This is a genomic window from Hydrogenophaga sp., from assembly GCF_031426985.1.
GTDB lineage: Bacteria > Pseudomonadota > Gammaproteobacteria > Burkholderiales > Burkholderiaceae_C > Hydrogenophaga.
In genome coordinates this window covers 12,845-36,267 of sequence record NZ_JASJOY010000078.1, presented here as the reverse complement: position 1 = coordinate 36,267, position 23,423 = coordinate 12,845, and the positions used below count along the sequence as shown (strand labels likewise).

The following is a 23,423-nucleotide window of genomic DNA, read 5'->3' as shown; positions in this document are numbered from 1 at the left end:
GGCTTGGGGCGGCCCGGCGCCGGATCGGCTGTGACCATGTCCCTGCCCGACCACGCCGAGCTGCTGTGCTGCTCCAGCTTCACCTTTCTGCGCGGCGCCAGCCACCCGGGCGAACTGGTCGAACGCGCGAACGCCATGGGCTACACCGCGCTGGCCATCACCGACGAATGCTCCATGGCCGGCATCGCGCAGGCCCACGTGGCGGCCAAAAAACACGCGCTGCCGCTCATCGTGGGCAGCCAGTTCCGCGTGCAGGGCGGGGCGGCGCCCACCGGCGACTTCACCCTGGTGCTGCTGGCCACCAGCCTCGACGGTTACGGCCACCTCTGCGAGTTCATCACGCGGCTGCGGCGCGCAGCCGACAAGGGCCACTACCGCCTGGCGCTGGACGGCATCCGCCCCGCTGCGCTGGCCGACTGCGTGGCCATCGCCGTGCCGCCGCGCGGCGCCACGCAAGACCAGTGCGACGCCACCGCGCGCTGGCTGCTCGGCGCCTTCCTGGGCCGCTGCTGGCTGGGCGTGACGCAGCTGCGCCAGCTGGACGACGCCATCCACCTGCACCGCCTGCGCGAGGCCAGCGCACTCACCGCCGTGCCCCTGGTGGCGGTGGGCGACGTGCACATGCACGTGCGCTCGCGCAAGGCGCTGCAGGACGTGCTGACCGCCACCCGCGTCGGCCGGCCGCTGGCCGACTGCGGCTTCGCCCTCACGCCCAACGCCGAACAGCACCTGCGCACCCGCGTGCGCCTCGCCCAGTGTTTCCCGCCCGATCTGCTGGCGCAGACGCAGGTGGTCGCGCAGCGCTGCACCGGCTGGTCGCTGGACGAACTGCGCTACCAGTACCCGGCCGAGGTGGTGCCGCCCGGCAGCACGCCCGCGCAGCACCTGCGCGCGCTCACCGAAGCCGGCGCCGCCGCGCACTGGCCCGCCGGCGTGCCATGCAAAGTGCGCGCGCAGATCGAACACGAGCTGGCCCTCATCACCGAACTCGGCTACGAGCACTACTTCCTCACCGTGCACGACATCGTGGCGTTTGCGCGTGGGCAGGGCATCCTGTGCCAGGGCCGCGGCTCGGCGGCCAACAGCGCGGTCTGCTACTGCCTGGGCGTGACGGCGGTGGACCCGGCGCGCTCCTCGCTACTGTTCGAGCGCTTCATCTCGCGCGAACGCAACGAGCCGCCCGACATCGACGTGGATTTCGAACACGAGCGGCGCGAAGAGGTCATCCAGTACCTCTACCGCAAGTACGGGCGCGACCGTGCGGCGCTGACGGCCACGGTCATCCGTTACCGCCCGCGCAGCACCGTGCGCGACGTGGGCAAGGCCCTGGGTTTTGACGACGCCCTGCTGGAACGCCTGGCCAAAGACCACCGCTGGTGGAGCGAAGACGGCCTGGCCGATGAGCGCCTGCGCGAAGCCGGGCTGGACCCCGACAGCCTGGCCGCGCGCCAGTTCGTCACCCTGGTGCGGCAGCTGCTGGGCTTTCCGCGCCACCTCTCGCAGCACACCGGCGGCTTCGTGCTCACCCGCGGCCCGCTGGCGCGGCTGGTGCCGATCGAAAACGCGGCCATGCCCGACCGCACCGTGATCCAGTGGGACAAGGACGACCTCGACGCCATGGGCCTGCTCAAGGTCGACGTGCTGGCGCTGGGCATGCTGACCGCCATCCGCAAGGCACTGGACTTCATCGGCCAGCGGCGCGGCCGGCCCATGCCCATGCACACCATCCCCGACAAGGACGAAGCGACCTTCGACATGATCTGCGCCGCCGACACCGTGGGCGTGTTCCAGATCGAAAGCCGCGCGCAGATGGCCATGTTGCCGCGCCTGCGGCCGCGCACGTTCTACGACCTGGTGGTCGAGGTCGCGCTGGTGCGGCCCGGCCCCATCCAGGGCGGTGCGGTCCACCCCTACCTGCGGCGCCGCCAGGGTCTGGAGCCGGTGGACTATCCCAAGGGGCTGGAGGCCGCGCTGGAACGCACCCTGGGCGTGCCGGTGTTCCAGGAGCAGTGCATGCAGATCGCCATGATCGCGGCCGATTTCACGCCCGGCGAAGCCGACGGCCTGCGCCGCGCCATGGGCGCGTGGCGGCGCAACGGCGGGCTGGGCGCCTACGAACACCGCCTCATCGACGGCATGACGCGCAACGGCTACCCGCTCGATTTCGCGCAACGTGTGGTCGAACAGGTCAAGGGTTTTTCCAGCTACGGCTTCCCCGAAAGCCACGCGGTCAGCTTCGCGCTGCTGGTCTACGACAGCTGCTGGATCAAGCGCCACCACCCGGCCGAGTTCCTGGCCGCCATGCTCAACAGCCAGCCCCTGGGCTTCTACACGCCCAGCCAGCTGGTGCAGGACGCGCAGCGCCACGGCGTGGTGGTGCGCCCGGTGGACGTGATGGCGAGCGAATGGGATTGCACGCTGGAACCTGCAGAAGGGAATTCCGTCGTGGCACCTCATGCTTCCGTTCGCCCTGAGCCTGTCGAAGGGCACACACACCAGCAGGTGTCTACGCAAAGGCTTCGACAGGCCCAGCCCGAAGGGGAGCCTTTGACCGCAAACACCGGAAAACCCGCCGTCCGCCTGGGGCTGCGGCAGGTCAGCGGCCTGTCGGCAGCCGAAGCGCAACGCATCTGCACCGCTCGCGCCGAACACCCCTTCACCAGTGCGGAAGACCTGGCCCTGCGCGCCAGCCTCGACCGCCAGGCCCTGCAACACCTGGCCGCCGGCGACGCGCTGCACAGCCTGGCCGGCCACCGCCGCCAGCAGGTGTGGGACGCGTCCGCGCTGCAGGCCGCGCCGGCCATGCTGCGCCGCGCCCCGGTCAACGAAGCCGCGCTGCAACTGCCCGAAGCGCCCGAAGGCGAAGCCATCGTCTGGGACTACGCCAGCACCGGCCTGACCCTGCGCCGCCACCCGCTGGCCCTGTTGCGCGAGCGCTTGAACCAGCGCCGCTTCATGACCGCCGAACAACTCAAAGCCGCGCCCGACGGCCGCCTGGTGCGCGCCTGCGGCATCGTCACCTGCCGCCAGCAACCCGGCACGTCCAAGGGCGTGGTGTTCGTGACGCTGGAAGACGAAACCGGCACCGTGCAGGTCATCGTCTGGCGCGCGCTGCGCGAACGCCAGCGGAATGAACTGACCGGCTCACGCCTGCTGGGCGTGCACGGCGTCTGGCAGCGCGACGGCGCGGTCTGCAACCTCATCGCCGGTCGTCTGGAAAACCTCAACCCCCTGCTGGGCCGGCTGGCGCCGGAGAGCCGGGATTTTCATTGACGGGAGCGCTCTTCATGGAGGCTCAGCCTGTCAGGCAGGAGCGGGCTTTCTGTATCCATTGCTGTTGTTGCGAGTGCGAAGATGACGTCGGCGTGTCGTCCAGCTCAAGACCCAGATTGGTTTCCAGCGTAGCCAAGCGCTCGCGCAGTTGATACACCAGAAGCTCGCGCTGAACACTGCCCACTGCCAGCCGTTTGAGTTGGTGCAGACCCACACCCAGGGCCGGCATATCCAGCTTTTTGCGCGATACCAAACGCCGCCCCATGTTCATCAGGTAGGCGGGCACGAACAAAGCTTCTGCGGCAAAGACAAACACCTCATGACCACTCAGATGGAGGTCGTGGCGTCGCCGCAGAAGCAGGCCCAGCCCGATCAGCCAGAACACGGCGTGTGCCAGGATGAGTGCCAGCAAGCAGAGGCTGAAATCGGTTCGGAACGAAGCCCAGGCCAACACCAGCGCTATCACCAAGTAGGTGCTGCCCAGCCAAGAAAACGCATTGAGCGCAGGCAGAGCCCGTCGCACCTGACGCTGACCCGTACGCCAAGCGGCGGGTCGCAGGTCACCCAGGCAGTGGGTGGTGAGCACGCCCCGGTCAAACAGATTCAAAGGATTGAGCAGCACCACCTCACGGCCGCTGGCCTCCAGGCGCTTGTGGGCCGAGTAACGCAGCCGACCCTTGCGTCCAAAGCGCAGCATATCGTGGCCCGCAGGCACAAAGACCAGGTTGTCAAACAAGAAAAACCCCGCGGCCACCAGCCAGAACAGGGCAATCTCGTTGGGCACGCAGGTTCAGTCTTTGTTGCGGGAGAAGAAGCGCTTGATCGCCCCCCACAGAGCGGCAAGCCCGGCCAAGATGGCGATGCCAATGGCCTTGAATCCGCCTTTGCTCGCCGCCGCTGCGGCCGCGCCTCCCAGCACCAGGGCACCCAGCCCGTAGGCGGCGACTTTGTCGCCTTGCTTCCAATCGCTGTATTTCTCACCGCTCACGTATTCAAAATCGCTCAGCGCAACTTTGAAATCCGCCAGATCCTGTTCCACTGTCTTGGGGGTGGTGACCAAAATCGCCGTGGTATAGCCGCTGCGGCCCAGTATCTTGGTCGAGACGTTGACGATCAAGTCGCCTGAGGTTTCATCGCGCAATTGCGTGCCCCATTCCAACCGCCTATTTTTCTCATCGTAGCGCGGCGGAATCGCCCAGCCTTCGAGGCTGAGCGCCGAATATCCCTGCTCTTTTCTTCTTTTGGCGCTTTCTTCGTTGCTGGCTTTGAGGGTCTTCAGCAGGGCGTCTGCATCAATTTTTTCGTCGTCCTTGACATAGCCTTCGGGTTCAAACGACAAGACGCCAAACCAATCGGATTTGGTCGCCGCAATGGTGTACGAGTCTTTCTGTGGCGGGTTGCCATTGAGCTGCAAAAACTTGTCGGTGTCGGCGGCGTTCAGGAAGGTGTAGCGTTCGGAGGCTTTGAAAGTGGCCTGGCTGCCGATTTGGCCCGTTTTTCCAGGCTCATGCCAACCCAAGGCCGCGATCTGTTTTGCCGACTCGCTGGCTGCGGCGCCATCTTGGGCTGCAGCGACGCCATAGGCGAGGTTCAAAGCAAGGCCCAGTACCCACAAGATTTTGCGCATGAAATTCCTCCTTGAAACTTGATTGAAATTCAGTCAATCAGACCAAGCACCACATGCCTTGATCGTGAACGCTGAATGTGTTTTTCAAGAGAATTGTAGATCAGCCAAAACGTCAAATTGATGAACGATTGACCGTTGCTGGCCATCTGGTCAAAGCTATCTGTTCTGCTCTATGGTCGCTGACCAACACGCGGGTGGTGCCCTGACAATGGGTCACATTGATCGGTGCAATCGGCGTGTCGCCGGTATGCAACAGCACAAGCATCGAATCCAGTTCGAGGCTTCGTACCATCGCGCCATCTGTCGCAGGAGCCAAGACCCATGTGCCGCAACATCAAGACCCTGTTCAACTTCGAGCCACCCGCCAGCGAGCTGGAAATCCGCGACGCTTCGCTGCAGTTCGTGCGCAAGCTCAGCGGCTTCAGCGTGCCGTCGAAGGCCAATGAAGAAGCTTTTGAGCGGGCGGTGGAGGAGGTGGCGGAATCGGCGCGTCGGCTGATCCGCTCGATGGTGACGAACGCCGAGCCGAAGAACCGCGAGGTCGAGGCGATGAAGGCCAAGGAGCGTTCGGCGCTGCGCTTTGCCGCACCGCGCGACTGAAGCAGCACCTGGCGGTCTTCAGCCGCCGAGCATCTGCTCGGTGATGAAGCGCCAGTGCGCTTCGCTCACTGGCGTGATCGACAGCCGGCTGCCGCGCTGCAGCACCCCCATCTCGGCCAGCTCGGGCGTGGCGCGCAACTCGGGCAGGCCAATCAGGCGCGTCTTCGTCAGCGCCTGCACGTCCAGCAGCAGCCAGCGCGGCTGGTCCGGTGGCGACTTGGGGTCGAAGTAGGGCGAAGCGGGGTCGAACTGCGTGGGGTCGGGCCGGGTGCCCGAGGCCACACGCGCCAGGCCGACGATGCCCGGTTCGGCGCAGCTGGAGTGGTAGAACAGCACGCCGTCGCCCACCCGCATGGCGTCGCGCATGAAGTTGCGCGCCTGGTAGTTGCGCACGCCGGTCCAGGGCACGGTGGCGCCGGGGGCGGCCAGCGCGTCGTCGATCGAGCACTCTTCGGGCTCGGACTTCATCAGCCAGTACGAGGTCATGCAGCCGATCTTATCGGCGCGGGCCGGCGTTGTGGCTCAGGCCGGCATGGCGGTGATGCGGAACTGCGCGACCGACGCCACCAGATGGCGCGCCTGTTCGTCCAGGCTCTGCGAGGCGGCGGCGGTTTCTTCGACCAGCGCGGCGTTCTGCTGGGTGGCCTGGTCCAGCTGGGCGATGGCCGCGCCCACCTGCGACACGCCCGCGCTTTGTTCCTGCATGGCGCCGGCGATGTCCACCACCAGCTGGCTCACGCGCTTGATCTCGTGCACCACGTCGTTCATGGCCTGGCCGGCGCGGTCGGCCAGCTCGGTGCCCGTCCCCACCTGTTCCTGGCTGGCCGCGATCAGCTGCTTGACCTGCCGCGCGGCTTCGGCCGAGCGGCCGGCCAGCGCCCGCACCTCCGACGCGACGACGGCGAAGCCCCGGCCTTGCTCACCGGCCCGCGCAGCTTCCACCGCCGCGTTGAGCGCGAGGATGTTGGTCTGGAACGCGATGCCGTCGATGACGCCGATGATTTCGCCGATGCGCTGGGACGAGGCGTCGATGCCGCGCATGATGCGCACCACCGAGCCCACCGTCTCGCCGCCGGCTTCGGCGGTGTCCGAGGCGCGCATGGCCAGCGTGCGGGCCTGTTGCGCGGTTGCGGCGTTGAGGCTGATGGTGCTGGTCAGTTCCTCCATCGACGCGGCCGACTGCTCCAGCGCGCTGGCCTGGGCTTCGGTGCGGCCGCTCAGGTCGGTGTTGGCGCTGGCGATCTGGGTCGAGGCCGAGCCCACGTGTTCCACGCCCTGGTGCACCTGCCCCACCAGCCGGCGCAGGCTGGCCTGCATGGTGTCCAGCGCGCGCAACAGGTCGGCCACTTCGTCGTGGCCCTGGGTGTTCATGGGTTGGGTCAGGTCGCCGGCGGCGATGCGGTCGGCCATGGCGACCCCGTGGCGCAGCGGGCGCACGATGCTGCGGGCGAGCACCACCGACGCCACGCAGCCCAGCAGCAGGGCGGCCGTGCCCAGCACGACCAGCAGCGTGCGCGCGTCGCCGATGCCCTCGGTCACCGCCTGGCCGTGTGCCTGCGCCAGCACCTCCTGCAGTTGGCGCAGCGCGTCGATGGGGGCCTGCAGCCGGCCCAGGGCGGGCAGGGCGTCGTCGCGCACCTGTTGGCGGGCCTGCTCCAGCTGACCGGCCAGCACCAGGGGCGGGATCTTCGAAAACGAGGTCACGTAGGCGGCGCGCGCGGTGCGCAGCTGGGCCAGCGCGGCCCGACCCTCGGGGCGTGTGACCAGCCGGTCCAGCGTCAGGAGGGCCTCGTCGATGCGCACGCGGTTGGCGTTGATGCGGGCCTGCACCTCGGGCACCTGCTGAGGCGCCACCAGCAGCAGCTCGGCCGTGGCCAGGCCGTTGGCCCGGGTGGCCGTGTCGATCACCGAGACCGTGGCCACTTTCACCAGCTCCTGTTCGAGCAACTGGCGGTTCTCTTCGCCGATGTCCTGCAGCGAACGGTAGGACGAACCGATCAGCGCCGCGATGAGCAGCAGCAACAATCCAAAACCCATCGCAAGCCGCGCTCCGATGCGCCATCTGGCAACCCAACCCATGACCTACTCCTGGTCCGTGAACACCACGGCCTGATGGTTGGAGATCGGCGCGCGGGCAGGGGGTCTGAATACGCCGGAAGAACGAGGTCGGCGATCCATCGGAGCTAGGAGGCTGCGCGGCGAAGGCCTCCAGGCCATGAGCCGTCGCCCCAAAAAGATCGGGGTTCACGCGCCGGTGTTGCCACCGTTCACGTGAACCCCGGGGGGGCTGGCCGCGCGGGCGTATCAGAGCGGCAGCTCGGCCATCGAGGACTGCGGAAAGTCCAGTTTGGGTTCGGGTTCCATGCCGTCAAAGGGCAGGGTGAAGTAGAAGACGCAGCCCTGGCCCGGGGCGGTCTCGGCCCAGATGCGGCCGCCGTGCCGTTCGATGATGCGCTGCGACAGCGCCAGGCCGGTGCCGGTGCCTTCGAAGTCCATCGAATGGTGCTGGCGCTGGAACATGACGAACAGGTTGTGCGCTTTTTCCAGGTCGAATCCGACGCCGTCGTCGCGCACATAGAAGGTGCGCCCACCCACCGGGTTGACGCGCCAGCCCACCTCGATGTGCGCGCTCGCGTGCGTGCGGGTGTACTTGACCGAGTTTTCCAGCAGGTTGGTGAACACCTCGGCCAGCAGCATGGCGTCGCCACGCACCACGGGCAGGTCCTCTTCCACCGTCCAGGTGATGTCCCGGCCCGGGTGTTCCTGCTTGAGGTGACCGATCACGCCTTCGATCAGCGGCGTCAGCGGCACCGGTTGCGATTCGATCGCCACGCGGCCCAGGCGGGCGTACTCCAGCAGGCCTTCGATCATCAGGCTCATGCGCTTGCTGGCCTTGGCGATGGAGGCCAGGTACTGGTTGACCAGCTTGTCGCTGGACTCGCCCAGCTGTTCCTGCAGCAGCGCGAGGAAGCTGGCGATGTGGCGCAGCGGCGCGCGCAGGTCGTGCGAGACCATGTGCGAGAACACATCCAGGTCCTTGTTGGCGGCCACCAGCTGCTGGGTGCGTTCGGCCACGCGCTTTTCCAGTTCCTTGTTGAGGTCGTTCATCACGTCCTCCAGGCTCTTGGCGGCGGTCATGTCGCGGGTGATGCTGGACAGGCCCTGCAGTTCACCCGTTTCGTTGCGCAGCGCGGTCAGCACGGTGTGGGCCCAGAAGCGCGAACCGTCGTCGCGCAGGCGCCAGCCGCGCGTTTCCCACTGGCCATGGGCCTTGGCCAGGCGCATCACCTGCTCGGGGTCGACCTCGTCTTCGCCGGCATTGTTCGAGGCCAGCAGCAGGCGGTAAGGCTTGCCCACGATCTGCTGGCGGCGGTGGCCGTGCAGGCGCTGGGCGCTTTCGGTCCATTCGGTGACGAGCCCGTTTTCGTCCACGAAGTACACGCAGTAGTCCTGCACCGCGTCCACCATCAGGCGGTAGCGCTGCTCGCTCAGGAACAGCTCGGCGCTGCGTTCGCGCACGCGCTCTTCCAGGTCCCGGTTGGCTTCGAGCACGAACTCTTCGGTGCGCTTGCGATCGGTGATGTCGTGCAACTCGATGAAGATGCCTTCGACCTGTCCGTTCTGCTGGTCCGGGATGTAGTGGATCTCGTAGTAGCTGCGTTCCTCGCCCGGCCCGGGGCGTTCGACTTCAAACGTCTGCGGCTGGCCGTTGAGCGCGTCGGCCACGTGCGGCAGGATGTCGGGCAGCAGATCGGGCGGCACCACCTGGGCCAGTGGCTCGCCGATCATTTCGTGCGGGAGCTTGCCGTTGCCCAGAGCGTGTGCGCGGTTGACGAAGCGGCACACCAGGTCCTTGTCGTAATAGGCCAGGTGCACCGGGATGCGGTCGGTGATGGTCTGCAGGAAGCTTTCATGCGCACTCAGGCGCCGTTCGGTCGCCTTGCGTTCGCTGATGTCCACCAGCGTGGTGTTGCTGTGCAGAAACTGGCCCTTGGCGTCGCACACCGCGGTGGACGAGGCCAGCAGCTGGATGCGGCTGCCATCCTTGCGGCGCACCTCGATCTCCAGGCCATCGGTCTGCTCGTCGCGCTGCAAGGCCCGGATGCGGCGGGTGATGGTCTCGCTCAGCGCCGGATCGATCAGCTCGAACAGGGTGCGATGCTCGATCAGTTCCTCGCGCGTGTAGCCCAGCCAGTTCAGCAGGGTCTGGTTGACGTTGACAAAACGCAGCTCCGCATCCAGCGACAGGTAACCGCAGGGCGCGTGGTCGTACAGTGCCTGGGCGCGGTCCAGGGCTTGTTGCAGCTCGTGCGTGCGCTGGGCCACCAGGGCTTCCAGGTCGGGCGTGTGGTCCATGTAGAGGGCTCCAGATCGGGCCTGCGACGGCAGGCGAAATAACTCGTCCCCTCACTATCGGCCGGCGGCGCCCAAAATTCAGTGCTCGACCCCATGGTCAACGCGGGAAAAGAGCACAAAAAAGCCCCTGGCTTGCGCGCAGGGGCTTTGACGGGTTGGTGAACGCTTACTTGAGGCCGGCCGCTTCCCGCAGTGCCGCCGCTTTGTCCGTCTTTTGGCTTCGCCGAAAGCCGGATACCTCGCTGACGCTCTGCGGGCTTACAGCCCGGCGGCCGCGCGCAGTGCCGCCGCTTTGTCCGTCTTTTCCCAGGTGAACTCGGGCTCTTCGCGGCCGAAGTGGCCGTAGGCGGCGGTCTTGCTGTAGATCGGGCGCAGCAGGTCCAGCATCTGGATGATGCCCTTGGGTCGCAGGTCGAAATGGGCTTCCACCAGCTTGGCGATCTCGTCATCGGGGATCACGCCCGTGCCTTCGGTGTAGACCGTGATGTTCATGGGCTTGGCCACGCCGATGGCATAGGCCACCTGCACCTGGCACTGGCGAGCCAGGCCGGCGGCCACCACGTTCTTGGCCACGTAGCGCGCGGCGTAGGCGGCCGAACGGTCCACCTTGGACGGGTCCTTGCCCGAGAACGCGCCACCACCATGCGGGCAGGCGCCGCCGTAGGTGTCGACGATGATCTTGCGGCCCGTGAGGCCACAGTCGCCCTGCGGGCCGCCGATGACGAAACGGCCGGTCGGGTTGACCAGGTAGCGCGTGTTCTGCAGCCATTCCTTGGGCAGCACCGGCTTGATGATTTCCTCGATCACCGCCTCGATGAAACTGTCCTTCATCTTGGTGGAGGTCTCGCTCTGGTCCGGGCTGTGCTGGGTGGACAGCACCACGGTGTCGATGCTGTGCGGCTTGCCGTCCACATAGCGCATGGTCACCTGGCTCTTGGCGTCCGGGCGCAGGAAGGGCAGGCGGCCGTCCTTGCGCAGCTGGGCCTGGCGCTCGACCAGGCGGTGCGCGTAGTGGATGGGCGCGGGCATCAGCTCGGGCGTTTCGTCGCAGGCGTAGCCGAACATCAGGCCCTGGTCGCCGGCGCCGGTGTTCAGGTGGTCGTCGCTGGCGTGGTCCACGCCCTGGGCGATGTCATTCGACTGCTTGTCGTAGGCCACCAGCACGGCGCAACCCTTGTAGTCGATGCCGTACTCGGTGTTGTCGTAGCCGATGCGCTTGATCGTGTCGCGCGCCACCTGGATGTAGTCCACGTTGGCCTGCGTGGTGATTTCGCCTGCCAGCACCACCAGACCGGTGTTGGTCAGGGTTTCAGCGGCCACGCGGCTGCGCGGGTCCTGTTCGAAGATCGCGTCGAGGATGGCGTCCGAGATCTGGTCGGCGACCTTGTCGGGGTGGCCTTCGGAGACGGATTCGGACGTGAAGAGGAAGTCGTTCGCCATGTAGATAAACTCCAAGTGGATTGAGCGGCGTTGCCGGTCTGAGGAGTTCGGCGAACGCTTTAGCGGGATTTGTGAATCGCCCCGCAATTAGTTCTGTAACTCGGCGATGGGGGGATTTTAAACCCGTCGCAGCCACAGGACCAAGCCGAACAAGCCCGTTTTTCGCCCGCAGATCGCCCTGTAAAACCCCCACATCCCGTGACGTCTTTCGTCCAGTTTCTCTTCCGCATGTTTTCGGTCCTGCCGCTGGCGCTGCTGCACGCGCTGGGCTGGGGGCTGGGCTGGCTGAGCTTCCTCGGCTCGGGCCGTTACCGCCGCCGCCTGCTGGCCCATGCCCGCCTGGCCGGTGTGGCCCGCGGCACTGTCCTGGCCTCGGTCGGCGAGGCCGGCAAGCTGGTGGCCGAGCTGCCGCGCCTTTGGCTGGGTCGCCCGGTGGCGGTGGACTGGGACGGGGCCGACTGCATCGGGGCCGCGCAGGCGCAGGGGCGCGGCGTGCTGTTCCTCACCCCGCACCTGGGCTGTTTCGAGATCACGGCCCAGGCCTACGCGCAGCGGTTTGGTGCGCGCCAGCCCATGACGGTGCTGTTCCGCCCGGCGCGCCAGCCCTGGCTGCGCGACCTGGTGGCCGACTCGCGCCAGCGCCCGGGCCTGCGCACCGCGCCCACCACGCTGGCCGGCGTCAAGCAACTGATCAAAGCCCTCAAGGCCGGCGAGGTGGTGGGCCTGCTGCCCGACCAGGTGCCGCCCGACGGCCAGGGCGTGTGGGCGCCGTTCTTCGGCCGAGATGCCTACACCATGACGCTCTCGGCCCGCCTGGCCCACGCGGCCAACGCCCAGGTGCTGCTGGCCTGGGGCGAACGCCTGTCCTGGGGCCGCGGCTACCGCGTCCATGTGCGACGCTACGACGAAGCCACCTGGGGTGTCTTGTCCAGCGACGCGGCCACCGCCGCGCGGCAGATCAACCAGGCCATGGAAAGCCTGGTGCGAGAATGCCCGCGCCAGTACCTGTGGTCCTACGACCGCTACAAGTCGCCCGCGACGCACCGCGCGCCCGGCGACGCGTCCACGGCCTGATCCGCCTCCCGCATCGCCCCGCCGCATGACCCTGTCTGCCCGTCTGAAATCGCTGCGCAAGCCCATCGCCGACAGCTGGGGCAACGCCCTGGGACTCGGATTGATGCGCCTGCTTGCGCGGGCGCCGCTGCCACTGGTGCGCGGGCTGGGCTGGGTGTTCGGTCGCACGCTGCACGCGGTGGCCGGCCGGCGGCGCCGCATCGCCCGCACCAACTGGGCGCTGTGCTTCCCCGATCTGTCCGAGGCGCAGCGCCACGCCGCCGTGCTCCAGCACTTCGTGCATTTCGCGCAGGCCTGGCTGGACCGCAGCTGGCTCTGGCACGGCGCGTCCGAGACCGTGCGTCGCCGCCTGCGACTGGACGGCGAGGTCGCGGCCCTGGCGGGCGACACCCCGACGGTGATCTTCGCGCCGCACTTCGTGGGGCTGGACGCGGGCTGGACCGCGCTGACCTCGCAGCTGGACCGGCGCTTTTGCACCATTTACGCCGAGCAGCTGAACCAGTCGGTGGACCGCTGGATCCTGGAAGGCCGTCAGCGCTTTGGCGACGCGCACATCGTGCCGCGCCGACAGGGCCTCAAGCCGCTGGTGGCGGCCTTGCGCGCGGGCGAACCGCTGTACCTGCTGCCCGACATGGACTACGGCGCCGCCGACTCGGTGTTCGTGCCGTTTTACGGCGTGCCGGCGGCCACCATCACGTCGCTTTCACGCTTTGCGCGGCTGGCGCGGGCGCAGGTGGTGCCGGTCATCAGCCGGCTCACACCGCAGGGGTACGACATCACCGTGCTGCCGGTCTGGGAGGGCTACCCGACCGATGACCCGCTGGCCGACACCGCCCGCATGAACGCGCTGCTGCAGGACATGATCGCGATCATGCCCGAGCAGTACTTCTGGGTGCACAAGCGCTTCAAGACCCGGCCGCCAGGCGACACCCCGCTGTACGGCGCCGACTGAGCTCAGTCCAGCGAGGGCGGCTCCGCGTCGTCGGCTTCGGCGCCGGGGGGCGTGTGCGTCCATTGCCACAGCAGCTGCGCTACCTCGTCCAGCCCCTGCTTTTTCAGGGCCGAGAACAGCCGGGCCTCGCCACCGCCGCACTGCAGGCGGGCGATGGACAGGGCCTTCTGCGCCTCGGCGTGGGTGAGCTTGTCGGCCTTGGTCAGCAGGATCAGGAACTTCAGCCCCTCCTGCACCCGCGGGCGGATCACGTCCAGCAGCGCTTCGTCCAGTTCGGTCAGGCCCAGGCGCGGGTCGCACAGCAGCACCACGCCCTTGAGGTTTTCACGGGTGACCAGGTAGTTGGCCATCACCCGTTGCCAGCGGATCTTGGCCTCCTGCGGCACGGCGGCGTAGCCGTAGCCCGGCAGGTCGGCCAGCACCGCGTCGGTCTCGCCCTGCTTGCCCAGTGAAAAGAGGTTGATGCTCTGGGTGCGCCCTGGTGTCTTGGACGCGAACGCCAAGCGCTTTTGCTGTGTCAGCGTGTTGATGGAGGTGGACTTGCCCGCATTGGACCGGCCCACAAAGGCGATTTCCGGCACATCCAGCGCGGGCAGGTGTTCCAGCTGCGGCGCGGTGGTCAGGAAGCGCGCCGTGTGCAGCCACCCGTGCAGACGCTTGAGCTCCTGCGCATGGGCGGTGTCCGTGGCAGAGGGGCGGGAAGGGCGTTGGGGTGCGGGTGAGGCGGGCTTGTGGTGGTGGGTCATTTGGGGTGGGTCCGGTGGGGCATTGTAAAATCGATCGGTTCCAGCTCAGAAACCCGCACACATCTTCAAACCGATGCGTCGCCCACGACGCCGCCCCGTCATGAAATTGCCCGTCTCTCTGCTCTTCGCGGCCAGCGCCGCTGTGTTGTCGTTCAATGTCCAGGCCCAGGCGGCCAAACCCGATCTGGCCAAAGGCGCTGCGTCGTACGGTCAGGTCTGTGTGGCCTGCCACGCTGCCGATGGCAACTCGACCATCGCCGAGAACCCCAAGCTGGCCCAGCAGCATCCGGAATACCTCGTTAAGCAACTGCAGGAATTCAAGTCCGGCAAGCGCGACAACGCCGTCATGAAGGGCTTTGCCTCGGCCCTGTCCGACGAAGACATGCGCAACATCGGCTTCTGGCTGGGCAGCCAGAAGGCCGCTACCGGCGTGGCGCAGAACAAGGACACCGTCCGCCTGGGCGAGCGCATCTACCGCGGCGGCATCGCCGACCGCCAGGTCGCCGCTTGCGCGGGCTGCCACAGCCCCAACGGCGCCGGCATTCCGGCCCAGTACCCGCGTCTGGCTGGCCAGCAAGCCGTCTACACCGAAGCCCAGCTCAAGGCGTTCCGCGACGGCGCCCGCCACAACAACGCCCAGATGACGGGTGTGGCCGCCAAGATGAACGACCGCGAAATCAAGGCCGTGGCGGACTACATCGCCGGTCTTCGCTGATCGTGCGGGCTTTGTCCCCGGCCGGTCCGGGGATATAAGTCACTAATAATATTTGACGTCACAATGCGAGCTTTCGACACCGCTTTGCATTGAACCGTCAGGCTTTTCAAGCATCACAACAGGGCGTGTTCTGGCTACCAGACCCGCCCTGTTTGTTTTTTCCGGCGCATTCATGACTGTCTCCACCCAAGGCCTGCAAGTTTCAACCCGCTCCCGCATCTTTGGCGAGTTGGTGGAACTGGTGTCTTCGATGCGCTTTGCCATCGCGCTGCTCACGGTGATCTGCATCGCCTCGGTGATCGGCACCGTGGTCAAGCAACACGAGCCGCTGAACAACTATGTCAACCAGTTCGGCCCGTTCTGGTCCGAGGTGTTCGGCAGCGCCCAGATCTACACCGTCTACAGCGCCTGGTGGTTTTTGCTGATCCTGGCCTTTCTGGTGACCAGCACCAGCTTGTGCATCGCCCGCAACACGCCCAAGATCCTGGCCGACTTCAAGGCCTACAAGGAAAACATCCGCGAGCAGAGCCTCAAGGCCTTCCCGCACCGCGCGGAAGGCGTGCTGGCCGAAGGGCCCGAAGCCGCGGCCCACCGCATCGGCCAGACGCTGCTGGGCGCAGGCTGGAAGGTCAAACTGCAGTCGCGCGAAGGTGCCGCCGGCAAGGGCTGGATGGTGGCGGCCAAGGCCGGTACGGCCAACAAGGTGGGCTATCTGGCGGCGCACAGCGCCATCGTGCTGGTGTGCATCGGTGGCCTGCTCGACGGCGACCTGATCGTGCGCGCGCAGATGTGGTTCAACGGCAAGACGTCGTTCAGCGGTGGCGGCCTGATCGCCGACGTCAAGCCCGAACACCGCCTCTCGCCCCGGAACCCGACCTTCCGCGGCAACCTGCTGGTGACCGAGGGCAGCACCGCCAGCACCGCGATCCTGAGCCAGTCCGACGGCGTGCTGCTGCAGGACCTGCCGTTCTCGGTGGAGCTCAAGAAATTCATCGTCGAGTACTACGACACCGGCATGCCCAAGCTGTTCGCCAGCGACATCGTGATCCACGACCACGAAACCGGTGAGAAGAAAGCCGCGCGGGTGGAGGTCAACCACCCCGCCAGCCACCGCGGCATCAACATCTACCAGTCCAGCTTCGACGACGGCGGATCGCGCGTGAACCTGCGCGCGGTGCCCATCAACGGTCCGGCCAAGCCGTTCGAGTTGTCCGGCACCATCGGTGGCACTTCTGCTCTGACCAATGGCGACCAGAAGCTGACGCTGGAATACACCGGTCTGCGCGTGATCAACGTCGAGAACATGGGCGGTGCGTCCGGCAACGGTGGGGCCGACGTGCGGGCGGTGGACCTGCGCAGCTCCATCGAAAGCCAGCTCGGCGCCGGGCACAAGACCAACAGCGAGAAAAAGCTGCACAACGTGGGTCCGAGCTTCAGCTACAAGCTGCGCGACGCGGCCGGCCAGGCGGTGGAATACAACAACTACATGCTGCCGGTGGACATCGACGGTGCGCGCATGTTCCTCTTCGGCATGCGCGAGACCCCGTCCGAGCCGTTCCGTTACCTGCGTGTGCCGGCCGACGACCAGGACAGCCTGGACGAATTCGTGCGCATGCGCGCGGCCCTGTCCGACCCGGTGCAACGCGAGCAGGCCATCCGCCGCTATGCGGTCAACGCCGTCGAAGGCGGCAAGCCCGAGCTGGCGGAGGCGCTGCAGCAGTCGGCCAGCCGTGCGCTGGGCCTGTTCGCGGGTGCCGAGACCATCGCGGCAACGCCGGGCGATCCGCCCGTCAAGGGCGGTCTGCCGGCGGTGTCGGCCTTCATTGAAAACAATGTGCCCGAAGCCGAGCGCGAGCGCGCCAGCGATGTGCTGGTGCGCATCCTCAATGGCACGCTGTTCGAGTTGCTGCAGGTGGGGCGCGAGCGCGCCGGTCTGCCGCCGCTGCCCAACGACGACAAGGCGGTGGGCTTTATGCGCGGAGCCGTCATGAGCCTGAGCGACTCGTTCTACTACCCCGCGCCCATGACCTTCCAGCTCAAGGACTTCCAGCACGTGCAGGCCAGCGTGTTCCAGGTCGCTCGGGCGCCCGGCCAGACCATCGTCTACCTGGGTTGTGTCTTGCTGATCGTGGGCGTTTTTGCCATGCTCTACGTGCGCGAACGCCGCGTGTGGGTGTGGCTGGCGCCGGCGGGCGAAGGCCACGCCCAGGCCACCATGGCCCTGTCGTCCAATCGCAAGACGATGGAAGCCGATCAAGAGTTTGAAACCCTGAAAACCCAGTTGTTGAAGGTGACCCCATGAACACCGCCACCCAGACCATCGAACTCAAACGTGGCCACAACGCCAGTGCCCTGCAGCCCGGTTATTTCGCCCGCCGCGATGTGTGGGACTGGCTGTTCGCCGTGCTCGTGCTGGCCGGCGCCGCCTGGGCCTTCATGCGCTACGGCGCAGCCATGGACGTGTACGACAAGGGGATCCTCGCGGGCGCGGCGCCTTCGCTGATCTGGCTGGGCTGGTTCTGGCGACCGCTGCGCGCGCTGATGGTGGTGGTGGCGGTGCTGTCGCTGCTGGCCATTGCGCTCTACCAGACGCCGGCGGGTGCCGCCGACCTGGCGCGTGCCGACCAGGCCTTCCTGCTCAAGTACTTCCTCTCCAGCCAGTCGGCCATTCTGTGGATGAGCGTGCTGTTCTTCATGAGCACCCTGTTCTACTGGGTGGGCATGTTCAGCCGAGACGGCAACACCTTCGAAGGGCTGGGCTCGCGCCTGGCCTGGATCGCCGTCACGCTGGCGCTGGTGGGCACCATGGTGCGCTGGTACGAAAGCCACCAGATCGGGGTCGGCATCGGCCACATCCCGGTCAGCAACCTGTACGAAGTGTTTGTGCTGTTCTGCTGGATGACCGCGGCCTTCTACCTGTATTACGAAGACCAGTACCAGACCCGCACCATGGGCGCCTTCGTGATGCTGGTGGTCAGCGCGGCCGTGGGTTTTCTGCTCTGGTACGCGGTGGTGCGCGAGGCGGGTCAGATCCAGCCGCTGGTGCCGGCGCTGCAAAGCTGGTGGATGAAGCTGCACGTGCCGGCCAACTTCATCGGCTACGGCACCTTCGCCATCGCGGCCATGCTGGCCTTTGCCTACCTGATCAAGCAGAGCGCGGCCGAGACCCGCTGGTACAAGCTGGCGCCGCTGTGGTTGCTGGGCATCGTGCTGTGTTTTGAACCCATCGTCTTCCGCACGTCCGCCGCCGAGAAGGGCGGCAGCTACTGGTTCATCTACTTCGGCATCTCGGCCCTCATCGTTGCCACCATCATGTTCGGCCGCCGCCGCATCGCCGCCCGCCTGCCGGCGCTGGAACTGCTCGACGACGTGATGTACAAGGCCATCGCGGTCGGCTTCGCCTTCTTCACCATCGCCACCGTGCTGGGCGCCTTCTGGGCCGCCGAAGCCTGGGGCGGTTACTGGAGCTGGGACCCCAAGGAAACCTGGGCCCTGATCGTCTGGCTGAACTACGCCGCCTGGCTGCACATGCGCCTGATGAAAGGCCTGCGCGGCACCGTGGCCGCCTGGTGGGCCCTGGTGGGTCTGGTCGTGACGACCTTCGCCTTCCTGGGCGTGAACATGTTCCTCTCGGGCCTGCACAGCTACGGCGAGCTCTGATCGCGGTCGACGCCGGTTCACGACACCCCGCTTCGGCGGGGTGTTTTGTTTTGGGTGCCCCGATGCGCGGAAACTTTGTAAGACACTGCGGCCTCGTACGACCGACAGCCAACAACAGGAGCGCACCATGATCATCCGGTCCACCGACCACGGTTTCCAGCATCCCTTGGCCAGCGAGATCACGGCCCAGGGCGCCTACCTCGGTCGGCGCGCGTGGATGCAGCGCCTCGCGCTGGGGGCGGGCGGGGCCGCGCTGGCCGGCTGGGCTTCGCGCGACGCGTTGGCGCAGGCCGCGGGCACCGCGCGGCCGAACCGGCTGGCCGCCTTGCCTGCGGTGCGTTCGGGCGTGCCCGGCGCGCAGACGATGGAAAAAACCACCGGCTACGCGGACGCCAGCACCTACAACAACTTCTACGAGTTCGGCACCGACAAGTCGGACCCGGCGGCCCACGCCCACACGCTCAAGACCCGGCCCTGGACCGTGTCGGTCGAAGGCCTGGTGAACAAGCCGCGCACCTACGGCATCGACGACCTGCTGAAGCTCGCGCCCATGGAGGAGCGCATCTACCGCCTGCGTTGCGTCGAAGGCTGGTCCATGGTGATCCCCTGGGTCGGTTTTTCGCTGGCCGAGCTGATCCGCCAGGTGGAGCCGCAGGGCAGCGCGAAGTACGTGGAGTTCGTGACCCTGGCCGACCGCGAGACCATGCCCGGCGTGCGCTCCAGCGTGCTGCTGTGGCCCTATGTGGAAGGGCTGCGCATGGACGAGGCCCGCCACCCGCTCACTTTGTTGGCCTTCGGCATGTATGGCGAGGTGCTGCCTAACCAGAACGGCGCTCCGGTGCGCCTGGTCGTGCCCTGGAAGTACGGCTTCAAGAGCGGCAAGTCGCTGGTCAAGATCCGCTTCGTCGAAAAAGAACCCAAGACCGCCTGGAACATCGCCGCACCGCAGGAGTACGGCTTCTATTCCAACGTCAACCCCGACGTGCCGCACCCGCGCTGGAGTCAGGCCACCGAACGCCGGCTGGGTGACGAAGGCGGCCTGTTCGCCAAGCGGCGCAAGACCGAGCGTTTCAACGGCTACGAAGCGCAGGTTGGGCAGCTGTACGCGGGCATGGACCTCAAGAAGTTCTATTGATGCGCGCGCTGGGCCACCCGGCCGCCAAGCCCCTGGCCTTCGGCCTGTGCCTGTTGCCCGCGGTCTGGCTGTTCTGGGCCGCCGCGACCGACCAGCTGGGGGCCAATCCGGCCGAGGCGCTGATCCGGTCCCTGGGCGACTGGACGCTGCGGGCGCTGGTGCTGGTGCTGCTCATCACGCCGCTGCGCGTGACGACGGGCTGGCCGCAGCTGGCACGTTTTCGCCGCATGGTGGGGTTGTTCGTGTTCTTCTACGCCAGCCTGCACTGGCTGTCCTACGCCTGGTTCGACATGGGGTGGGTCTGGGCCGACATCGTGGCCGATGTGCCCAAGCGCCCCTTCATCCTGGTCGGAACGCTGGCCTGGCTGTTGTTGCTGGCCTTGGCGCTCACCTCGTTCAACCGCGCCATCCGTGCCCTGGGGGCGGCGCGCTGGCAGGCGCTGCACCGCGCGGCGTATGCGGTGGCCGTGCTGGCGGTGCTGCATTTCTTCTGGATGCGCGCCGGCAAGCAGGACTTTGCGGAGGTGGCGGTGTACGCCGCCCTGCTGGGCGGCTTGCTGGGCTGGCGGGCCTGGCGTCGCTGGGCGCGCCGCCGTGTGGCGTCGCAGGCGACGGCGGGTTGATCAGCGGGTGGGGCTGCTCTGGCCAGGGGTGGACGTGGCCGGCGTCACCGCCGATGCGGGTGCGGGGCCGCTCGGGGCGGTCGAAGCCGGCGGCAGGAACAGCGGTCCCTTCTGACCGCACCCCACCAGCAGCGCGCAGCCCACGCACAGCGCTGCAATGCCCATGCGGCCAGCAGTGGCCATGGTGCGGGTGTCACAGCCGCCTAGAATTGATCGGGTTCCCATCATCCGCACGATTCTAATGACCGACACCGACTACCTGGACCGCGCCGAGGCGCTGCTGCGCGCGGTGGAACTCGCCTGTGATCGCATCAACGACGAGTCCGATGCCGACATCGACAACCAGCGCGTGGGCGGCATGATCACGCTGACCTTTGCCAACCGCAGCCAGATCATCATCAACCTGCAAAAACCGCTGCAGGAAGTCTGGCTCGCCGCGCGGGCCGGCGGCTTTCACTACCGCCACGACGGTCAGGCCTGGATGGACACCAAAGGGCAGGGCGAATTTTTCGCCAACCTCAGCCGCTACGCCAGCGAGCAGGCCGGGCTACCGCTGACCTTCAGTTCTTGAAGAGGTCGAGGATGCTGCGGCGGTCGGCGTTGTCCACCGCCGGCTCGCCAGACCCGCTCTCCGCTGGGGCCTCGCCGCTAGGCTCTGTGTTGTGGGCTGCGGCGCCGGGCCAGGGGTCGCGCAGGCCCAGGCCCCGCACCCCGTGTCCCGGGCCGTACTCTTCGAAATACCACTCGCCGCCGATGTTGATCACACCCGCCGGCGGCGTGTAATCGCTCACCGGCACGCCCTTGAGGGCTTCGGCCATGAAATCGATCCAGATCGGCAGGCTCAGCCCCCCACCGGTTTCGCGGCTGCCCAGGTTGCGCGGCGTGTCGTAGCCCACCCAGGCTGCGGCGGCGATGGTGGGCTGGTAGCCCACGAACCAGGCGTCCATCGAGTCGTTGGTGGTGCCCGTCTTGCCGTACAGGTCCGGCCGCTTGAGCGTCGCCTGCGCGCGCGCGGCGGTGCCGCTGCGGGTGATCTCCTGCAGCAGGCTGCTCATCAGGAAGGCGTTGCGCTCGTCGATCGCGCGGCGCGATTCGTCCAGCGGGGCAGCGGGCGCTTCGTACAACACCTTGCCCCGGCTCTCGGTCACCTTGGTGATGAGCTCCGGCGTCACGCGGTAGCCGCCATTGGCAAACACCGCGTAGCCCGTGACCATCTGCATCGGAGTGACCGTGCCGGCCCCCAGGGCCATGGTCAGGTAGGGGGGGTGCTTGTCGGCGTCGAAACCGAAGCGCGTCACCCATTCCTGCGCGCTCTGGGTGCCCACCAGCTGCAACACGCGGATGGACACCATGTTCTTGGACTTGGCCAGCGCGCGTCGCACCGACATCGGGCCATCGAACTGGCCGTCGTAGTTCTTGGGCTCCCAGGGTTTGCCGCCGGTCTCGCCCGCACTGTAGAAGAGCGGGGCGTCGTTGACCACTGTCATTGGCGTCACGCCCTTTTCCAGCGCGGCCGAATAAATGAAGGGTTTGAAGCTGGAGCCCGGCTGTCGCCACGCCTGGGTCACGTGGTTGAACTTGCTGGTCGGGAAGTCGAAGCCGCCGACCAGGGCCCGGATGGCGCCGTTGCGCGGGTCCATCGCGACGAAGGCCGATTCGACTTCGGGCATCTGGCTGATGCGCCAGCCCTTGTCGCCCAGTTGGACCACCCGGATCACTGCGCCGGGGCGGATCTTGATGTTCGGCCCCGCCTTGTCCGACAGGCCCGACGTGGCCGGGCGCAAGCCCTCACCGGTGATCTCGAACGGCTCCCCGTCCTGGCGCACCGCCACCACTTTGCGCGGGTTGGCGTCCAGCACCACGGCCGAGAGCAGGTCGTCGCTGTCCGGGTGCTCGTTGAGCGCCTCGTCCACCGCTTCGTCGCGCGCCGGGCCGGCCGGCGGCAGGGTGATGAACAGCTCCGGACCGCGGTAAATCTGCCGGCGCTCGTAGTCCAGCACCCCCTGGCGCAGCGCCCGGTAGGCCGCTTGCTGCTCGTTGGCCCGCAGGCTGGTGGTCACGTTCAGGCCGCGGGTGTAGGCCTCGTCGCCGTACTGCGCCACCATCGACTGGCGCACCATTTCGGCCGCGTATTCGGCGTGCACCCGTTGCTGCGCGCCGCTCACCCGCAGTTTCAACTCCTCGGTCTTGGCGGCCTGCGCCTCGGCGGCGGTGATGAAGCCGTTTTCCAGCATCCGGTCGATGATATGCAGCTGCCGCACCCGGGCGCGCCTGGGATTGCTCACCGGGTTGTAGGCCGACGGCGCCTTGGGCAGACCGGCCAGCATGGCCGCCTCGGCGATCGTCACGTCCTTGAGCTGTTTGCCAAAGTAGGTCTGGGCGGCGGTCGAGAAGCCGTACGCCCGCTGGCCCAGGAAGATCTGGTTCATGTAGATCTCGAGGATCTGTTCCTTGGTCAGCAGGTGTTCAAGCTTGAACGTGAGCAACACCTCGTAGATCTTGCGGGTGTAGGTCTTGTCGGCCGACAGGTACACGTTGCGCGCCACCTGCATGGTGATGGTGGACGCCCCCTGGCTTTTGGCCTGACCCAGGTTGGCCAGCGCGGCGCGCATCATGCCCTTGTAGTCCACACCGCTGTGCTCGAAGAAACGTGCGTCTTCGATCGCCAGCACGGCGTTCTTCATCACATCGGGAATTTCGTTGATGGTCAGCAGGTTGCGCCGTTCCTCACCAAATTCGCCAATCAGCTGGCCGTCGGCCGTGAACACGCGCAGCGGCAGCTTAGGGCGGTAGTCCGCCAGGTCGGCGACATCGGGCAAGTTGGGGTAGGCCACGGCCAGGGCGATGCCAAGACCCAGGAACAAGGCCACAAAGCCCGCCACGATCAGGCCCGCCAGTGTGGTCACCGCCCGCGCCAGCCACCGAAGAGCGCCCCCGCCCGGACTGCCGGTGCGTTCGGATGGACGGGCGGCGGCTTGATCGTCTGAAGACATGCGAGGTGCGAGCGAAAATTGCGGATTATAAAAATCGGGATGGCGGCGATGGCGCCTGTGTGAGTCCGCCTATTGTGAGAGCTTGTTCACGCCAGGCGTTTGCAAGCGATGTTGCAAGGGGGAATGCCCCCGATTTTGCGTATGCTTTTGACAACGTTCCCATTTGTTGCAAAGACAAAAAATCTTTGCTGCACAAAGGGCTTACTGCTAGCATTGAAGTGATTTCTTA

Annotated in this window: 19 protein-coding genes; 10 read left to right on the top strand and 9 right to left on the bottom strand. The window is 66.8% G+C overall.

Annotation, left to right across the window (positions count from 1 at the left end; all coding sequences use genetic code 11):
• The first annotated feature begins 36 nt into the window (after positions 1 to 36).
• A complete protein-coding gene (locus tag RMP09_RS10275; protein WP_310565883.1) occupies positions 37 to 3,273 on the top strand; it encodes an error-prone DNA polymerase in 3,237 nt (1,078 codons plus the stop codon).
• Between the two features lie 22 nt (positions 3,274 to 3,295).
• On the opposite strand, the gene RMP09_RS10270 is transcribed toward RMP09_RS10275, so the two are convergent.
• Positions 3,296 to 4,057: a hypothetical protein gene (locus tag RMP09_RS10270; RefSeq protein ID WP_310565882.1), complete on the bottom strand. Its 762-nt coding sequence runs from the start codon at positions 4,055 to 4,057 to the stop codon at positions 3,296 to 3,298.
• Positions 4,058 to 4,063: 6 nt separating this feature from the next.
• Positions 4,064 to 4,900, bottom strand: a complete 837-nt coding sequence (locus RMP09_RS10265; RefSeq protein ID WP_310565881.1) for a DUF2167 domain-containing protein — start codon at positions 4,898 to 4,900, stop codon at positions 4,064 to 4,066.
• A gap of 321 nt (positions 4,901 to 5,221) precedes the next feature.
• Here RMP09_RS10265 and RMP09_RS10260 point away from each other — a divergent pair, with 321 nt between their 5' ends.
• Complete coding sequence (locus tag RMP09_RS10260) at positions 5,222 to 5,500, top strand: DUF2277 domain-containing protein (RefSeq protein ID WP_310565880.1); 279 nt, start codon at positions 5,222 to 5,224, stop codon at positions 5,498 to 5,500.
• 18 nt (positions 5,501 to 5,518) lie between these two features.
• On the opposite strand, the gene RMP09_RS10255 is transcribed toward RMP09_RS10260, so the two are convergent.
• The 4 genes from RMP09_RS10255 to metK form a co-directional block, all read right to left on the bottom strand.
• Complete coding sequence (locus tag RMP09_RS10255; RefSeq protein ID WP_310565879.1) at positions 5,519 to 5,986, bottom strand: EVE domain-containing protein; 468 nt, start codon at positions 5,984 to 5,986, stop codon at positions 5,519 to 5,521.
• Positions 5,987 to 6,022: 36 nt separating this feature from the next.
• Positions 6,023 to 7,579 (bottom strand): methyl-accepting chemotaxis protein, encoded by a 1,557-nt coding sequence (locus RMP09_RS10250; protein WP_310565878.1) that lies wholly within the window; start codon positions 7,577 to 7,579, stop codon positions 6,023 to 6,025.
• A 225-nt stretch (positions 7,580 to 7,804) separates the two neighbouring features.
• Positions 7,805 to 9,856, bottom strand: coding sequence for a PAS domain S-box protein (locus RMP09_RS10245; protein WP_310565877.1), 2,052 nt, complete (start codon positions 9,854 to 9,856; stop codon positions 7,805 to 7,807).
• Positions 9,857 to 10,114: 258 nt separating this feature from the next.
• Positions 10,115 to 11,296 carry a methionine adenosyltransferase gene (gene metK, locus RMP09_RS10240; RefSeq protein WP_310565876.1) on the bottom strand — a complete coding sequence of 394 codons (1,182 nt, stop codon included), beginning with the start codon at positions 11,294 to 11,296 and terminating at the stop codon, positions 10,115 to 10,117.
• A gap of 228 nt (positions 11,297 to 11,524) precedes the next feature.
• Between metK and RMP09_RS10235 the strand changes: the two genes are divergently transcribed.
• Complete coding sequence (locus tag RMP09_RS10235; RefSeq protein WP_409559712.1) at positions 11,525 to 12,370, top strand: lysophospholipid acyltransferase family protein; 846 nt, start codon at positions 11,525 to 11,527, stop codon at positions 12,368 to 12,370.
• A gap of 25 nt (positions 12,371 to 12,395) precedes the next feature.
• Positions 12,396 to 13,322 carry a lipid A biosynthesis acyltransferase gene (locus RMP09_RS10230; RefSeq protein WP_409559709.1) on the top strand — a complete coding sequence of 309 codons (927 nt, stop codon included), beginning with the start codon at positions 12,396 to 12,398 and terminating at the stop codon, positions 13,320 to 13,322.
• Positions 13,323 to 13,324: 2 nt separating this feature from the next.
• On the opposite strand, the gene yihA is transcribed toward RMP09_RS10230, so the two are convergent.
• Positions 13,325 to 14,068 (bottom strand): ribosome biogenesis GTP-binding protein YihA/YsxC, encoded by a 744-nt coding sequence (gene yihA, locus RMP09_RS10225; protein WP_310565874.1) that lies wholly within the window; start codon positions 14,066 to 14,068, stop codon positions 13,325 to 13,327.
• A gap of 100 nt (positions 14,069 to 14,168) precedes the next feature.
• Here yihA and RMP09_RS10220 point away from each other — a divergent pair, with 100 nt between their 5' ends.
• The 5 genes from RMP09_RS10220 to RMP09_RS10200 all read left to right on the top strand — a co-directional run bounded on the left by RMP09_RS10220 (position 14,169) and on the right by RMP09_RS10200 (position 20,201).
• Positions 14,169 to 14,783 carry a c-type cytochrome gene (locus RMP09_RS10220; RefSeq protein WP_310565873.1) on the top strand — a complete coding sequence of 205 codons (615 nt, stop codon included), beginning with the start codon at positions 14,169 to 14,171 and terminating at the stop codon, positions 14,781 to 14,783.
• Between the two features lie 172 nt (positions 14,784 to 14,955).
• Positions 14,956 to 17,085: a cytochrome c biogenesis protein ResB gene (locus RMP09_RS10215; RefSeq protein WP_310565872.1), complete on the top strand. Its 2,130-nt coding sequence runs from the start codon at positions 14,956 to 14,958 to the stop codon at positions 17,083 to 17,085.
• Positions 17,082 to 18,443, top strand: a complete 1,362-nt coding sequence (gene ccsB, locus RMP09_RS10210; RefSeq protein WP_310565871.1) for a c-type cytochrome biogenesis protein CcsB — start codon at positions 17,082 to 17,084, stop codon at positions 18,441 to 18,443. The genes RMP09_RS10215 and ccsB overlap by 4 nt, the downstream gene beginning before the upstream one ends.
• 127 nt (positions 18,444 to 18,570) lie before the next feature.
• Complete coding sequence (msrP, locus tag RMP09_RS10205) at positions 18,571 to 19,578, top strand: protein-methionine-sulfoxide reductase catalytic subunit MsrP (RefSeq protein ID WP_310565870.1); 1,008 nt, start codon at positions 18,571 to 18,573, stop codon at positions 19,576 to 19,578.
• Positions 19,578 to 20,201 (top strand): protein-methionine-sulfoxide reductase heme-binding subunit MsrQ, encoded by a 624-nt coding sequence (locus tag RMP09_RS10200; RefSeq protein WP_310565869.1) that lies wholly within the window; start codon positions 19,578 to 19,580, stop codon positions 20,199 to 20,201. Before msrP ends, RMP09_RS10200 begins: the two co-directional genes overlap by 1 nt.
• Here RMP09_RS10200 and lptM read toward each other — a convergent pair whose 3' ends face one another.
• On the bottom strand, positions 20,202 to 20,384 hold the full coding sequence (gene lptM / locus RMP09_RS10195; RefSeq protein ID WP_310565868.1) for an LPS translocon maturation chaperone LptM: 183 nt from the start codon (positions 20,382 to 20,384) through the stop codon (positions 20,202 to 20,204).
• A gap of 58 nt (positions 20,385 to 20,442) precedes the next feature.
• Here lptM and cyaY point away from each other — a divergent pair, with 58 nt between their 5' ends.
• Positions 20,443 to 20,772: an iron donor protein CyaY gene (gene cyaY, locus RMP09_RS10190; protein WP_310565867.1), complete on the top strand. Its 330-nt coding sequence runs from the start codon at positions 20,443 to 20,445 to the stop codon at positions 20,770 to 20,772.
• Here cyaY and RMP09_RS10185 read toward each other — a convergent pair.
• Positions 20,762 to 23,194 (bottom strand): penicillin-binding protein 1A, encoded by a 2,433-nt coding sequence (locus tag RMP09_RS10185; protein ID WP_310565866.1) that lies wholly within the window; start codon positions 23,192 to 23,194, stop codon positions 20,762 to 20,764. The two genes, cyaY and RMP09_RS10185, sit on opposite strands and share 11 nt — an antisense overlap.
• Positions 23,195 to 23,423: the final 229 nt, after the last annotated feature.

What these genes read in the sequence shown, in the direction of transcription:
- RMP09_RS10275 (WP_310565883.1), top strand. Translation starts at nt 37, where the DNA reads ATGTCCCTGCCCGACCACGCCGAGCTGCTGTGCTGCTCCAGCTTCACC.
- RMP09_RS10265 (WP_310565881.1), bottom strand. Translation starts at nt 4,900, where the DNA reads ATGCGCAAAATCTTGTGGGTACTGGGCCTTGCTTTGAACCTCGCCTAT.
- RMP09_RS10260 (WP_310565880.1), top strand. Translation starts at nt 5,222, where the DNA reads ATGTGCCGCAACATCAAGACCCTGTTCAACTTCGAGCCACCCGCCAGC.
- RMP09_RS10255 (WP_310565879.1), bottom strand. Translation starts at nt 5,986, where the DNA reads ATGACCTCGTACTGGCTGATGAAGTCCGAGCCCGAAGAGTGCTCGATC.
- RMP09_RS10250 (WP_310565878.1), bottom strand. Translation starts at nt 7,579, where the DNA reads ATGGGTTGGGTTGCCAGATGGCGCATCGGAGCGCGGCTTGCGATGGGT.
- RMP09_RS10245 (WP_310565877.1), bottom strand. Translation starts at nt 9,856, where the DNA reads ATGGACCACACGCCCGACCTGGAAGCCCTGGTGGCCCAGCGCACGCAC.
- metK (WP_310565876.1), bottom strand. Translation starts at nt 11,296, where the DNA reads ATGGCGAACGACTTCCTCTTCACGTCCGAATCCGTCTCCGAAGGCCAC.
- RMP09_RS10235 (WP_409559712.1), top strand. Translation starts at nt 11,525, where the DNA reads ATGTTTTCGGTCCTGCCGCTGGCGCTGCTGCACGCGCTGGGCTGGGGG.
- RMP09_RS10230 (WP_409559709.1), top strand. Translation starts at nt 12,396, where the DNA reads ATGACCCTGTCTGCCCGTCTGAAATCGCTGCGCAAGCCCATCGCCGAC.
- yihA (WP_310565874.1), bottom strand. Translation starts at nt 14,068, where the DNA reads ATGACCCACCACCACAAGCCCGCCTCACCCGCACCCCAACGCCCTTCC.
- RMP09_RS10220 (WP_310565873.1), top strand. Translation starts at nt 14,169, where the DNA reads ATGAAATTGCCCGTCTCTCTGCTCTTCGCGGCCAGCGCCGCTGTGTTG.
- RMP09_RS10215 (WP_310565872.1), top strand. Translation starts at nt 14,956, where the DNA reads ATGACTGTCTCCACCCAAGGCCTGCAAGTTTCAACCCGCTCCCGCATC.
- ccsB (WP_310565871.1), top strand. Translation starts at nt 17,082, where the DNA reads ATGAACACCGCCACCCAGACCATCGAACTCAAACGTGGCCACAACGCC.
- msrP (WP_310565870.1), top strand. Translation starts at nt 18,571, where the DNA reads ATGATCATCCGGTCCACCGACCACGGTTTCCAGCATCCCTTGGCCAGC.
- RMP09_RS10200 (WP_310565869.1), top strand. Translation starts at nt 19,578, where the DNA reads ATGCGCGCGCTGGGCCACCCGGCCGCCAAGCCCCTGGCCTTCGGCCTG.
- lptM (WP_310565868.1), bottom strand. Translation starts at nt 20,384, where the DNA reads ATGGCCACTGCTGGCCGCATGGGCATTGCAGCGCTGTGCGTGGGCTGC.
- cyaY (WP_310565867.1), top strand. Translation starts at nt 20,443, where the DNA reads ATGACCGACACCGACTACCTGGACCGCGCCGAGGCGCTGCTGCGCGCG.
- RMP09_RS10185 (WP_310565866.1), bottom strand. Translation starts at nt 23,194, where the DNA reads ATGTCTTCAGACGATCAAGCCGCCGCCCGTCCATCCGAACGCACCGGC.